Source organism: Thioalkalivibrio sp. ALM2T, from assembly GCF_000381505.1.
GTDB lineage: Bacteria > Pseudomonadota > Gammaproteobacteria > Ectothiorhodospirales > Ectothiorhodospiraceae > Thioalkalivibrio > Thioalkalivibrio versutus.
This window is the reverse complement of sequence record NZ_KB906556.1, coordinates 117,639-130,612: the sequence shown is the minus strand read 5'-3', so window position 1 is coordinate 130,612 and position 12,974 is coordinate 117,639. Positions and strand designations below refer to the sequence as shown.

Here is a 12,974-nt window from a genome sequence, read left to right as displayed (position 1 = left end):
TGTCTTCTCAGGCCTTGCCCAGGCCGAACTTGCGCATGCGCTCAACCAGGGTGGTCCGCCGCATGCCCAGACGCCGCGCGGCGCGCGCCACAACGTGCCCAGTCTCGTCCAGGGCGCGGGTGATCATGTCGCGTTCCAGGTCGTTGAGGAAACTGCGCAGATCGACACCCTCCGGTGGCAGACCACCGGCCAGCAGGTTGACACCTGCAGCAGAACCGCCTTCGAAACCATTGGGCGTAGTCGGCGGCAGGGTCAGATCCTCGATCCCGTCCGGACGAACCCTTGGCGGCAGCTGCGCCAGGTCTACCGGTAGATCCGGATAGATGATCGCAAGCTGCTCCAGCAGGTTTGCCAGCTCGCGGATATTTCCCGGCCACGCCAGTTGACCCAGGTGGGCAACCACCGCAGGGGTGAGGTGGGCGGGGGTCATGCCCTGGTCGCGCAGCCGGTCTTCCAGAGCGGCGATCAGCAGCGGCATGTCGCTGGTGCGTTCGCGCAGGGGTGGCAGCTCGATCGGGAATACACTCAGGCGGAAAAAAAAGATCCTGACGGAAACCGCCATCCGCCACCGCGTCATCCAGATTCCGGTGGGTAGCCGCGATGATTCGCGCGCGGGCCGGGATCGATTTATTGGAACCCACCCGCTCGAACACCCGCTCCTGCAGTACGCGCAGCAGTTTCACCTGCATCGGCAACGGCATATCGCCGATCTCGTCGAGAAACAGCGTGCCATCCTCGGCCAGTTCAAACCGACCAGCGCGCGCGGTGAAGGCGCCGGTAAACGCACCCTTCTCGTGGCCGAACAGCTCGCTTTCCAGCAGATCCGCCGGGATGGCACCGCAGTTGACTGCCACGAATGGTTTATCCGCGCGGTCGGAGGCGTTGTGGATCGCGCGGGCCACCACCTCCTTGCCGGAACCGGTCTCGCCCAGAATCAGCGCCGTGGCATCGGTTCGCGCCACTTGCCCGACCAGACGCTTGACCGCCTGCATGGTCGGATGCGACCCGACCAGCCCGGGGATATCGTCGTACCCCGGCTCGCGACCGAAGCGCAGCCACTGGAGGACCTGAGAAACCCGGCCAATCGAGAGCGGATGCTCGACGATGCAATCCACCCCGTCGGCCTGCACCTTGCCACCGTCAGTCGGTTGCACGACAACCGGCGCCAAATCCCCGCGCGGCTCCTGCAGGCGTGCGGAGAGCTCGGCGGCAGGCCCGCAAAGCCACACGGCTGCGGCGGGTGTGCCATCCATCAGGTCAGTGGGGTTGGTGTGGGTCTCGGCCACGCAGCCGAGGCAATTCAGGATCGCCTGTGTTGCGTCCGTGGCTCCTGCATCGCCGCTAAGTGCAATGCGCATCGCCTGTTGTTGTTCCCCCGAATCCCGCATACCGCTGTGCCCCGACTGCCGCGATCGGATGCGCCCACCCGGAAAAAGCCCCGGCCGGCATCCAATGGTGTGATCGAGTTCGCAGTATCGAGCCTATTTGTGATTGCCGTCAACTTTCTGGCGTTTCCCGGCGACTTCGCGGCGATGCAAGCGAAAGATCCAGCGGCCGATCGCCTCTTCCAGGGGACCTTCAACCCCCGTCCAGCGTGTCATCTGCACGCCTCCGCGTGTCGTCGGACTTTCGACGCCCAGGACGCACGGCTGGGGCAACAGGCGACTGAGGTAGACCTCCACGCGATCACACCCCTCCGGCAACGTGCCCGCGGGCAGCACAATCCCGTGGCCACTGAGCGTCGCCTCCACCGGATCGGGACGCTCGGGGTGGAGTGACTCTGCGACCAGGTGCAACAACAGATCCAGCTTGTGTTCCAGGCGCTGCACCTCGGGCGAAGTCTCATCCTCGTGCGGCATCGCGCCGCGTGGGTGGGCGGCGTCGAACAGGTCCAGGTTTTCGATCAGGCGCTGCGCCAGCACCGGATCGGTGGCGGGCCGGACCGATGGACCAATCATCAACGCGGTCGTCACACGCAGGTCATCTCCGAGAAACTCGTCCTGACTGGCGTCATCCATGTGCGCTCCCGCCTCCCTCGTCGCCGGAACAAATGTTTCCGTTATAGACCAAGGTGGGCCTTAGCCGACAAATACCCGGGCATTGCGGAACAGCCGCAACCACGGGCCCTCCTCGCCCCAGTCCGCCGGATGCCAGCTATGCTGCACGCTGCGGAACACCCGTTCTGGATGCGGCATCATGATCAGCGCACGCCCATCCTCGCTGGCGAAGCCGGTGGCCCCGCCGGCAGAACCATTCGGGTTAGCCGGATAAACCGTCGCCGGGGTGTCATCGGCCTCCACGTAGCGCAGGGAGGCCTGATCGTGGACCGGCACACCGTCAGCGTAGCGGGTGCGTCCCTCGCCATGCGAGACCACAACCGGCAACACCGAGCCGGCCATTCCGTCGAGCAGCACGGCCGGGCCCGGCTCGATGCGCACCTGCGACAGGCGCGCCTCGAACTGCTCGGACCGGTTGCGCACAAAGCGCGGCCAATGATCGGCTCCCGGGATCAGCGGCGCGAGATGCGAAAGCATCTGACAGCCGTTGCAGACCCCCAGCGTGAAGGTCTCGGGACGCTCGAAGAACCCCTGGAAGGCATCCCGCAGAACCGGATGATTCAGGATGGTCTGCGCCCAGCCACCGCCGGCACCCAGCACGTCGCCGTAGGAAAACCCGCCGCAGACGGCCATCCCCTGCATCGAGTCCAGATCCTGGCGCCCATCCAGCAGGTCGGTCATGTGCACGTCCACCGGGGCAAACCCGGCGCGTTCGAACGCCGCCGCCATCTCCAGCTGCCCATTGACCCCCTGTTCGCGGAGGATCGCAATGCGCGGACGTTCGCCGCGCGCGATCATCGGGGCGGCCACATCCTCGGCCGGATCGAAATTCACCCGTGGCTGCAGACCGCCATCGGCATCTACCCGCGCGAGCTCCTCGTCGGCACACTCCGGATCATCGCGCAGCCGCTGCATCCGCGCCGAGGTCTCCTGCCACTGACGCTGCAGACCGGCACGGTCACCGGTGTACAGATCCCGCCCGTCCTGGCGGATGACGATCTGCTCATCCTCGCGCAGGCGCGCCACCGGGTGCAGGTGTGCCTCCAGTCCCGCCTCCGCGAAGGCGTCGCGCAGCGCGGACTCGGCACCCGCGGCCATCTGGACCACCGCACCCAGTTCCTCGTTGAACAGCCAGGCCGCTACCGGCTGGCCGCCAGGGATCTCCACATCGAGCCCACAGCGCCCGGCGAAGGCCATCTCCAGCAGGGTCGTGACCAGCCCACCGTCGGAGCGGTCATGGTAGGCGCGCAACAGGCCGTTGCGGCGCAGGGTGCCGATGGCATCGAAGAAGGCGCGCAGGCGGGCGGCATCCACCACGTCCGGGGCGGTCTCGCCGACATGCCCGTAACCCTGGGCCAGCGCCGAGCCCCCCATGCGCGCGTGACCCTCGCCGAGATCGATCAGCCACAGCCGGTCGTCCGCCGCCGGATCCGGTTGCGGCGTCAGGGTCCGGCGGGCATCCGTGACCCGGGCAAAGCCCGACACGATCAGCGATACCGGGGCGTGCATGTGCCGCGCCTGCCCGTCCACGGTCTCCCATACCGTGCGCATGGACAGCGAGTCCTTGCCCACCGGGATCGAGATCCCCAGCGCCGGACACAGGTCCTCGGCAATGGCGCGCACGGTGTCGAACAGGTTCGCGTCCTCGCCGGGCACCCCGGCGGCGGCCATCCAGTTGGCCGAAAGGCGAATCGCATCCGTGCCATCAATATCGGCCCCGGCCAGGTTGGTCACCACCTCGCCGATCGCCATGCGCCCGGAGGCCGGCGCCGACAGGATCGCCAGCGGCGTGCGCTCGCCCATCGCCATCGCCTCGCCGGTATACCCATCGAAATCCGTCAGCGTCACGGCGCAGTCCGCCACCGGCACCTGCCAGGGACCGACCATCTGATCGCGCGCGACCAGCCCCCCCACGCTGCGATCCCCGATCGTGATCAGGAAGTGCTTGGCCGCGACTGAAGGCATGTGCAGCACGCGCTCCAACGCCTCCGCCAACGGACAAGCCTCGGGGTCGAAGTCCGTCACCGGCGGCGCCCCGCGGCAGTCCTCGCGGGTCATTAACGGCATCTTGCCCAGCAACATGCCCATGGGCATATCCACCGGCGGCTCGTGGAACAGGTCGTCCTCGACCTTCAGGTGCCCCTCGTCCGTGGCCTCGCCCACCACCGCGAACGGGGCGCGCTCGCGCGCCGCCAGGGTACGGAAGGTCTCCAGATGTTCGCGGGCAATCGCCAGCACGTAGCGTTCCTGCGCCTCGTTGCACCACAGCTCCATCGGCGACAGCCCCGGCTCGGCCGTCGGCAGGTCGCGCAGCTGGATCACCCCACCGCGCCCGGCGTCATCCAGGATCTCGGGGATCGCGTTGGACAGGCCGCCCGCGCCCACATCGTGGATCGACAGGATGGGGTTGCCGGCCCCCAGGGCCGTACAACGGTCGATCACTTCCTGGCAGCGCCGCTCCATCTCGGGGTTGCCGCGCTGCACCGAGGCGAAGTCCAGCTGTTCCGAACTCGCCCCGCTCGCCATGGAGGAGGCCGCCCCGCCGCCCAGGCCGATCAGCATCGCCGGGCCGCCCAGGACCACGATCGGGGTGCCGGCCGGCACATCCTGCTTGTGCACGTGCTCGCCACGGATCGAACCGACCCCCCCGGCCAGCATGATCGGCTTGTGGTAGCCGTACAGGGTCTCGCCACCCGCGGCATCCGGCAGCGCCATCTCCAGGGTGCGGAAGTAGCCAGCCAGCGCCGGCCGCCCGAACTCATTATTAAACGCAGCCGCGCCGATCGGGCCATCCAGCATGATCTGGCGCGCGCTCTCGATCCGGCCAGGGCGGCCAAAATCCCGCTCCCAGGGCTGTTCGAAGCCGGGAATGCGCAGGTTGGACACGGAGAACCCCGTCAGCCCCGCCTTGGGCTTGGACCCCTGCCCCGTCGCGCCCTCGTCGCGGATCTCGCCCCCGGAGCCGGTGGCAGCTCCAGGAAACGGCGAAATGGCGGTCGGATGGTTATGCGTCTCGACCTTCATCAGGATCGCCAGATCCAGCGCCTCGCGACGATACTCGCCGGTAATCGCATCCGGCGTCAGGCGCGTCCCCTCATGCCCGGCGATCACCGATGCATTGTCGCTGTAGGCGGACAACACGCCCTCGGGATGGCGTGCATGAGTCTGGCGAATCATGCCGAACAGCGTGCGGTCATCCGCCTTGCCATCCAGCACCCAGGCGGCATTGAAGATCTTGTGGCGGCAGTGTTCCGAGTTGGCCTGCGCGAACATCATCAGTTCGGCATCGGTCGGCGCGCGCCCCAGCGCGGAGAACCCATCGGCCAGGTAGTCAATCTCGTCCAGGGACAGTGCCAGGCCCAGCTCGCCATTCGCGCGTTCCAGCGCCGCGTGGGCATCCTCGCCCAGCTCCACACGTCCCAACGACCGTGGCGTCTCGTTGTGAAAGAGTTGGGCGGCGGCCGCTGGGTCCTCGATCACCGCGTCGGTCATGCGATCGTGGAGCAGTTCGGCCAGCGCCTCCAGATCGGCGCTCGCCGCCGCTTCACCCCCGACCTGCCAGTGGATGCCGCGCTCGATGCGATCGACCGCGTCCTCCAGTCCGGCATGGTGGGCGATCTCGGTGGCCTTGGACGACCACGGGCTGATCGTGCCAAAGCGCGGGATCACCACCAGTTCGCGCTGCACCGCAAACTCGGGGGCCTCCCAGGCCTCGCCCTCGCGCAGCAGGCGCGCCAGCACCGCCTCCTCGTCCGGACTCAGCCGGCGGCGAGTCTGCACGAAATAGATGAACCGTGCCGCCAGCGGGCCGGCACCCGGTACGCTTGTCCGCAGCCCTGCCTCCAGAGCCCGCAGTCGAAACGGCGAGACCGCCGCGCCCCCTTCCACAACCCGCATTACGCTTCCTCGAAACCGGACGTACCGAAAGCCGCGCATTGTACCGGACCCGCCCCCCGCGCGGGACCTGCCAGCCAACCGCGACGGATCAGCGCCAACCACGTGCCCAGGTCATTTCCACTACGGCGACCCCAGAGGACACACAGAAGGAGTTCCCGTGGCCGGGGAACTCTCGATGCGCTACCATGTCCATTCAGTACTTGGGGGCGACATGGCTTCGACGCGGGTCGCGAAACCTTAGGTGCATGCCGAGGATGTGGTGAACCTCGTAAAAATCACTGCAAAAAAATAGTTGCCAACGACGACAACTACGCACTCGCCGCTTAAAAACCGGTAGATGCCGTCCGACTGGAGCCGTGCTTATGCGTCCAGTATCGGGCGTCGACTCTCATAAGCTCGTGGTGAAGCGCGCCCGGCGTGGATCCATTAAAACTCAACCGGGATCGCCAGTTACATGCCCTGACTGTCGGGTGGTCGCTGGTTAAATTAAAAGACAGAATAAGCATGTAGAGCCGAAGGCGGAGGTCCTGCGGACGCGGGTTCGATTCCCGCCGCCTCCACCAATTTAGAACGACCAATCAAGCGCCTACGGGCGCTTTTTTGTTTGCATTCGAGGAACCCTATGGCCGTCTACCAGGACACCCTGACCCAGCAGACCCGAGGCCGCGGCACCCACGACATCACCACCGCCGTGGAGCACATCGTGCGCGCCTCCGGCATCACCACCGGCACCTGCCACGTATTCCAGCATCACACCAGCGCCTCCCTGCTCGTCACCGAGAACGCCGACCCCGACGTCCGCCACGACCTGGAGACCCTGATCGCGCGCATGGCCCCGGACGGCGACCCCGCCTACCGCCACGACATGGAAGGCGACGACGACATGGCCGCCCACGCCCGCGCCATGCTCACGCACAACGACCTGACCGTGCCGGTCGGCCAGGGCCGCCTGATCCTCGGCACCTGGCAGGGCCTCTTCCTCTGGGAGCACCGCTACGCCGCCCACACGCGCAAGCTCACGATCACCGTGCAGGGCGAATAGGACCCGACTCAGCCCCGCTCCACATGCGCCGTGCTTTCCTCGCGGTCGTGATACCGCTGACGCGCCGGTATCCCATGCGCGATCCCCGCATCCAGCACGCGTCCGGTGCGTCGACCCACACCCAGAGAGCCCAGAGGTCACGTGGAGCCATAGGATTCAACCCTCTCCTGAAGAAAGACAAACACCAGCTCGGCGTCCCTCCGCTTCGGAAATGGCAAAAGGCAAGGTTTGACCCCGGCGCCCCGTTCGAAATGGCAAAAGGCAAGGTTTGACCCCGGCGCCCCGAAATGGCAAAAGGCAAGGTTTGACCCCGGCGCCCCGTTCTACCCGCTCCCGGCCCGCTGTCAAAGCCATTCGCACGATCCCCAATCACCCCCGGCGCCACCCAAGCCACGTCATCCCGGCCGGAGCGCAGCGGAGAGCCGGGATCTCCAGACCCCGGCACCCACGCCCTGCAACCCCCAACCAGATCCCGGATAACCGCGACGCGGTTTCCGGGATGACAAAGACGTCCGCCCAGCTCCGCCACCCGCCGCCGGGGCACCCACAGAGATCGCCACGTCGCTACGCGCCTCGCGATGACCGTACGCCCCCTAGAACGGCAGGATGGCCTGCTGCCCCTCCTCCTGCGCCCCCTGTCGCGCGTCCAGGGCCAGCTTGCCGATCCGCACCCCCAGCAAGCGCATGGGCCGGTCCAGCGGAATCCGGCGCAGGCAGTCGCGGGTGGCCGCCAGGATCTGCTCGGGATCGTCCGTCCAGGCCTCCAGCGTCAGATCACGCGTGGCCGTGCGGAAATCGTCATACCGGATCTTGATCCCGACCGTCCGCCCCAGATACCCCTTCGTCCGCAGGTCCTCGGCCACCCGTTCGCACAGGCCCAGCAATATCCGGGTCAGCTCGTCACGATCCGCGCGGGGATGCAGATCCCGCTCAAAGGTCGACTCCCGGCTCACCGATTTGGGCGCCCGCTCTGTCACCACCGGGCTATCGTCCCGCCCATGCGCCGACTGGTGCAGCCACCAGGCATAGCTCTCACCAAAGTGCTGGCGCAGCCAATAAAGATCCGCCTGCGCCAAATCCCCGATCGAGACAATGCCCAACGCCTCCAGGCGCTGCGTTGCCTTGGGGCCGATGCCGTTGACCTTCCCCACCCCCAGCGGCCAGATGCGCGTCTCGAGGTCACCCGCGCCCAGCACCGTCATCCCCGCCGGCTTCTCCAGATCCGAGGCGATCTTGGCCAGCAGCTTGTTCGCGGCCAGGCCAACCGAGCAGGACAGCCCTGTCTCTGCCTGCACCGCATCCCGTATATCGCGCGCCGTCGCCACCGGGTCGCCCGGCGCCTCGCTCAGGTCGATGAACAGCTCATCGATACTGCGATTCTCGACCTTTTCGGCCCGCGCCCGGACCACCTCCTTAAACTGGCGGGAATAGGCCCGATAGGCATCGAAATCCGCCGGCAGCAGCACCGCATCCGGCGCCAGTTTGCCGGCCTTCATCAACCCCATCCCGGAATGCACCCCGAACGCACGCGCCTCGTACGTCGCCGTCGTAACCACGCCGCGCCCCCGATAGTCACCCAGACGTTCGAATTGATGCTGCCCGTCCGCGCCCCGCTCGGGCGCCGATAACCGCCGCCCCCCGATCACCACGGGCCGCCCACGCAGCTCCGGAAAGCGCAGCAGATCCACGGATGCATAAAACGCATCCATATCCAGATGGGCGATGGTTCTCACGGAAGTGTTGTGCCGGAGGTTATTCACCTAAGAGCGGCCGGATTCTGCGACAGGGCGTACCTGGGCCTGCGCCCGCCACCGGGGTTCTTCTTTAACGGCCGCCGGCGGCGAACAGCACGGGCCAATGGCCTGCGACATCAGGCTGGGGGTCGCCCTAGTCAGTCCTCAGCCCCGTCCGAATCGCCACTTAACCCCAGGTGCGCTTCCAGTTCGGCCAATCGGGCTTCCAATGCTTCGACCCGCTCAGTCAGAGCCGGGTTATCAGAATTGGCTGCTCCACTGGCGCTGGCAAACGACCGTTGCAGCAGTTCGACGTCGACCTCACCACACAGGCGGTGCATGTAGCGGTCCTCGCGCTGCCCCGGCGCACGGCCCAGGTCCGTGACCAGGGGTGCTTCGCGCCCGGCCAGGCGCTGAAGGTTGTCGCGCACGTCTTCCAGGTCATCAAAGCCATGCAGCCGCTCGGACCGCGTATACAACTCGGCCACCGTTTGCGGGCCGCGCAACAGCAGCAGCCCAATGATCGCGGACTGAGCCGACGTCAGTTCAAGCACATGGTTGGCCCTGTGTGCGTAGCGCGTCGCGCGGGCACCAACATCACTCTTGACGAGGCCGCGCTGCTCCAGCTTGCGCAGCGCCTGACCGACCTGGCCCGGCTCAAGCTTCATCACCGGGTGCCGGCTGGTTTTCTGGTTGGCCGCCGTGACCGTGGCATTCTGGGTCAGCGGGTAGCTCTCCGGCGTGGCCGCTGCCTTCTCGATCAGACAGCCCAGCACACGGGCCTCTTCAGGCTCCAGTGGCGGGTCCAGAGGCAGGCCTGGGTCGGTATCGCTTTGCTCGCTCATGCACATCGGATCCGGTTGCGGGAGTGGTGCGTAGTATGGGGCATTGAGTTCTCCGGGTCGGATCCTGGAATGAGATGCGCGCCCGCTCCGCCGCGCACGCCGAGATTACGATGGATCTTCGTGCAACCGGCCTTCCACATACTTGTGGAGAATGCTGGCTACAAGCGTCTGGTAGGGGATGCCCTCCGCCAATGCCTTCTTCTGGAGCCCGCGAAGATCCCTGGAAGAAAGCCGGATGTTGATACGCGCATCCTTCTTGAACATGGCCTCTGCGTACTCCCGATGCCGCGCCTTCCGCTCCTCGGAATCCGGCACGCGCTGGAGCTCACCCGCATCGAAGGCATCCAGGATTTCCTGCTCTTCTTTGTCCAGCCTGCTCATTTCGGGCCTCCAAGATAGGTTTTCGTCGCCTTCCGGCTCGGGATGATCGTTTTCAGGAACACCTCGTCTTCCGATTCCACGAAGGGCACCAGGTAGGCATACCCCTCGATGTCGACCACATGCACGTGCTGGCGCGGATACCGTTCCTGATTCGGATGCTCGAACGTATCCAGGATACCTCCCAGCGACATATGCAGAACGACATCCTCGAAACAGACACCCCGTTCTTCTTTAAGACGCCTGTTCTTCTCAGGGCTCCACGTGATCGGCTTCATAAACGCCATTTTAGTACAACGTGTGCCTTTTGCACTCATTCCGTCCAAAAGTTGTGCTGTATAGAGGGAGCAATTCAGATCGGCATAGCGGCCGTCGCCTCCGCGCACGACCTCCTCCGAGATACATCCCCTCTGGCACGAACGAACGGCTCGCCAGCGAGGGCATCCCAATGACCAGAACCCTACCCGGTCCGGTTCGTCACCCCACGCCGAAGGATCCATGCCAACGAGATCCAATCCAGCAGATTGCGCGTCACTCGGAAGCTTCGAGGTCCTGCGGGAGGGCGTAGCTGGTGCTGCGCCCTCCACCGGGGTTCTTCTTCAGCGCGCCGCGGCGTACAAGATCGGCGATGTCACGCTGCGCGGTATCCTGCGAGCACCGGGCCATCCGCGCCCAGCGCGATGACGTCATCCCGCCCTCGAACCCATCCAGCAGCCGATTGAGCACCTTGATCTGCCGCGCATTCAGCGGCTCGGTTGCGAACCGCTCCCAGAACCGCGCCTTGTACAGCACAGCATGTAGCGCCTCCTGCGCGTTGCCGAGCGAACGCAACAGGCATCCAAGAAACCATTCCAGCCAGTCCGTCACGTCCAGATCATCCTGCTTCTGGGTGCGTTCCAGCATCGCGTAGTAGTCGCTGCGTTCCAGAAGGATCTGCCCGGACATGCTGTAAAAGCGCCGCGGCGAGCCATCCGCCCGAGCCAGCGCCATGTCGGCGATCGCCCGCGCGATGCGCCCGTTCCCGTCGGCAAATGGATGAATGGTCACGAACCACAAATGCGCCAGCCCGGCCACCAGCAAAGCATCGACATGGCCGGGGCGTTCAAACCACTCCAGGAAGGCCTCGACCTCCGCCGTCACGCGCACCGCAGGCGGCGCCTCAAAATGCACCTTCTCGCGCCCCACCGAACCGGACACCACCTGCATCGGACCGTCACGGTCATCGCGCCACTGCCCGACCGGAATCGTGGTCATGCCCGCTCGGCCTGTCGGAAACAGCGCCGCATGCCAGTCGAAAAGCCGGTCCACCGTCAGCGGACGATCAAGGCCCTCCGTGGCGTCCAGCATCATCTCCACCACGCCCTCGACATCCCGCGCGGCCCGACCCAGACCGGTCGTTTCCAGACCGAGCCTGCGCGCCAACGACGACCGCACCTGATCCAGCGGCAACCGCTCCCCTTCAATCGCGCTGGAGTCCACGATGTCCGCCGAAAGTGCGCTCAGCCACGCCTCATCGCGCAGCTCGAAGCCCAGGCCCTGCATCCGTCCAAGCAGCCGCCCCTGCTCCCGCGCCGCGGCGGCCAGCGGCTGTGCAATGCGCTCCGCATCCCAAACCCACGCCGGCCAGTCCGGGTGTTGCCAGATATACCGCATACCAATCTCCGCACATCCTGCGGAGATTATGACGCCTATTCACCGCAACACCAACCAGGGGATGTCCCGGCACCACCTATCAAGCAGCCCAACACGCGGGCCTCTTCAGGTTCCAGTGGCGGGTCCAGAGGCAGGCCTGGGGCGGTTTCGTTTTGCTCGCTCATGCACATCGGATCCGGTTGCGGGAGTGGTGCGTAGTATGCGGCATTGGGCGGTCTCGTTCGTGTGATTGGCTTGCTTGATCGGCGGGACTCTGACGGGGCGCCGCAGGGCTACGGGGCCCGATCCCGCGTTCTTCCCTCCCTGCCGCACAGGCGCAAAAGGCAAGATCCCACTTTGACTGCCACGCCTCATCGCGCAGATCGAAGGCCATGCCCTGAAGCAGCCACCCCTGCTCCCGCGCCGCGGCGCCCAGCGGCTGTGCGGTGCGCCCTGCATCCCAAAAACCACGCCGGCCAGTCCGGATGTTGCCAAACATACCGCATCACATTCTCCGCACATCCTGCGGAGCTAATGATGGCCTCCCTCCCTGGACGGGCCATTTGACCCCTGAAATTGCGGCTTTAAGCCCGAATTCGGCCCTTTATCCGACGGTTTCGGTTTTATTTTCCGCAGGTTGGCGTGGTCCGACCCCGTATATCTGCCGGTCTCTCTGAAACCTAGCCGGCCCGCCTCAGACCGTCAAGACGATCATGGGTGTCCCTGCTCTCTTCTTGTCCTTGTATTCTTGCCCTTACTTTTCGGGTGCGGTATAGCCGCAATTGGAAAGAGCTTTGGCTACGTTAGCCTGCCCTTCCAGAGGAGCTATAATCCTGAACTTAAGAAGTCGACCATGAGGATTTCCATAAAAGGTAACTCCAAAATGCTCAAAGTTATCTTTGATTTGGGACAATGTGCTATCCACTATTTGAGGAGCATCTTCAGAGGTAAGAATAGCAGTGTTTCTTTCATCGTCCCAGCTCCAATTGCTTTGGATTATCCTGAATTTATTATTCCAAGTACCCACCCTCATTGTTCCGCCTGAGTGGTAATATTCTCCTTGATCCATAGAGGCTTGGATTGATACATGGCCAGTACCAGAGTCACAGATTACCACAATACCTCCACGATCACTTACGGAACTCGAACTATATGTTGTACCGGAGGTGAGCAAGGGAACCCAGCCCCACCGTTGCCCTTCTTCCTGATAGTCCCAAGATGACTCAGTTCCGATGATATGAGGGTGCTTAGCGTGCAGTTGAGTAGACGCCAGAAGGGTAAGCAGAGTAAGAAAGACGATTCTCTTCATGATAAAGTTTCATTCCTAGGAATTGAATTGATACATCCACATCGACCTTTACAGGCTGTAAGTCTGCAATAAGATGGCGTT

At 64.8% G+C, this 12,974-nt stretch carries 9 protein-coding genes, 1 other RNA gene and 1 pseudogene; 2 read left to right on the top strand and 9 right to left on the bottom strand.

The features are described from left to right. Positions 1 to 7: 7 nt before the first annotated feature. The 3 genes and pseudogenes from F816_RS13950 to purL form a co-directional block, all read right to left on the bottom strand. A pseudogene (locus F816_RS13950) lies at positions 8 to 1,388 on the bottom strand (sigma-54 interaction domain-containing protein). A gap of 93 nt (positions 1,389 to 1,481) precedes the next feature. Next, a complete protein-coding gene (locus tag F816_RS0100540) occupies positions 1,482 to 2,018 on the bottom strand; it encodes a PilZ domain-containing protein (RefSeq protein WP_019593086.1) in 537 nt (178 codons plus the stop codon). 60 nt (positions 2,019 to 2,078) lie between these two features. Then, positions 2,079 to 5,954, bottom strand: a complete 3,876-nt coding sequence (purL, locus tag F816_RS0100535) for a phosphoribosylformylglycinamidine synthase (protein WP_019593085.1) — start codon at positions 5,952 to 5,954, stop codon at positions 2,079 to 2,081. Positions 5,955 to 6,156: 202 nt separating this feature from the next. Between purL and ssrA the strand changes: the two genes are divergently transcribed. Together ssrA and F816_RS0100530 are read left to right on the top strand one after the other, a co-directional pair. Further along, positions 6,157 to 6,517: a transfer-messenger RNA gene (ssrA, locus tag F816_RS14240) on the top strand. A 59-nt stretch (positions 6,518 to 6,576) separates the two neighbouring features. After that, on the top strand, positions 6,577 to 6,996 hold the full coding sequence (locus tag F816_RS0100530; RefSeq protein ID WP_019593084.1) for a secondary thiamine-phosphate synthase enzyme YjbQ: 420 nt from the start codon (positions 6,577 to 6,579) through the stop codon (positions 6,994 to 6,996). 593 nt (positions 6,997 to 7,589) lie between these two features. Here the strand turns inward: F816_RS0100530 and dinB are convergent. The 6 genes from dinB to F816_RS14805 all read right to left on the bottom strand — a co-directional run bounded on the left by dinB (position 7,590) and on the right by F816_RS14805 (position 12,893). Continuing rightward, positions 7,590 to 8,729, bottom strand: a complete 1,140-nt coding sequence (gene dinB / locus F816_RS13945; RefSeq protein ID WP_231363366.1) for a DNA polymerase IV — start codon at positions 8,727 to 8,729, stop codon at positions 7,590 to 7,592. 158 nt (positions 8,730 to 8,887) lie between these two features. After that, a complete protein-coding gene (locus F816_RS0100520; protein WP_019593082.1) occupies positions 8,888 to 9,574 on the bottom strand; it encodes a YceH family protein in 687 nt (228 codons plus the stop codon). A 105-nt stretch (positions 9,575 to 9,679) separates the two neighbouring features. After that, a complete protein-coding gene (locus tag F816_RS0100515; RefSeq protein WP_019593081.1) occupies positions 9,680 to 9,955 on the bottom strand; it encodes a hypothetical protein in 276 nt (91 codons plus the stop codon). Next, positions 9,952 to 10,338, bottom strand: coding sequence for a BrnT family toxin (locus F816_RS0100510; RefSeq protein WP_369773220.1), 387 nt, complete (start codon positions 10,336 to 10,338; stop codon positions 9,952 to 9,954). The genes F816_RS0100515 and F816_RS0100510 overlap by 4 nt, the downstream gene beginning before the upstream one ends. A 145-nt stretch (positions 10,339 to 10,483) precedes the next feature. Beyond that, a complete protein-coding gene (locus F816_RS0100505; protein WP_019593079.1) occupies positions 10,484 to 11,605 on the bottom strand; it encodes a Fic family protein in 1,122 nt (373 codons plus the stop codon). Between the two features lie 733 nt (positions 11,606 to 12,338). Next, positions 12,339 to 12,893: a hypothetical protein gene (locus F816_RS14805; protein WP_155998475.1), complete on the bottom strand. Its 555-nt coding sequence runs from the start codon at positions 12,891 to 12,893 to the stop codon at positions 12,339 to 12,341. Between the last annotated feature and the right edge of the window lie 81 nt (positions 12,894 to 12,974).

Excerpts from the sequence above, each read along its gene's own strand:
- F816_RS0100540 (WP_019593086.1), bottom strand. The coding sequence starts at position 2,018 with ATGGATGACGCCAGTCAGGACGAGTTTCTCGGAGATGACCTGCGTGTG.
- purL (WP_019593085.1), bottom strand. The coding sequence starts at position 5,954 with ATGCGGGTTGTGGAAGGGGGCGCGGCGGTCTCGCCGTTTCGACTGCGG.
- F816_RS0100530 (WP_019593084.1), top strand. The coding sequence starts at position 6,577 with ATGGCCGTCTACCAGGACACCCTGACCCAGCAGACCCGAGGCCGCGGC.
- F816_RS0100520 (WP_019593082.1), bottom strand. The coding sequence starts at position 9,574 with ATGAGCGAGCAAAGCGATACCGACCCAGGCCTGCCTCTGGACCCGCCA.
- F816_RS0100515 (WP_019593081.1), bottom strand. The coding sequence starts at position 9,955 with ATGAGCAGGCTGGACAAAGAAGAGCAGGAAATCCTGGATGCCTTCGAT.
- F816_RS0100505 (WP_019593079.1), bottom strand. The coding sequence starts at position 11,605 with ATGCGGTATATCTGGCAACACCCGGACTGGCCGGCGTGGGTTTGGGAT.
- F816_RS14805 (WP_155998475.1), bottom strand. The coding sequence starts at position 12,893 with ATGAAGAGAATCGTCTTTCTTACTCTGCTTACCCTTCTGGCGTCTACT.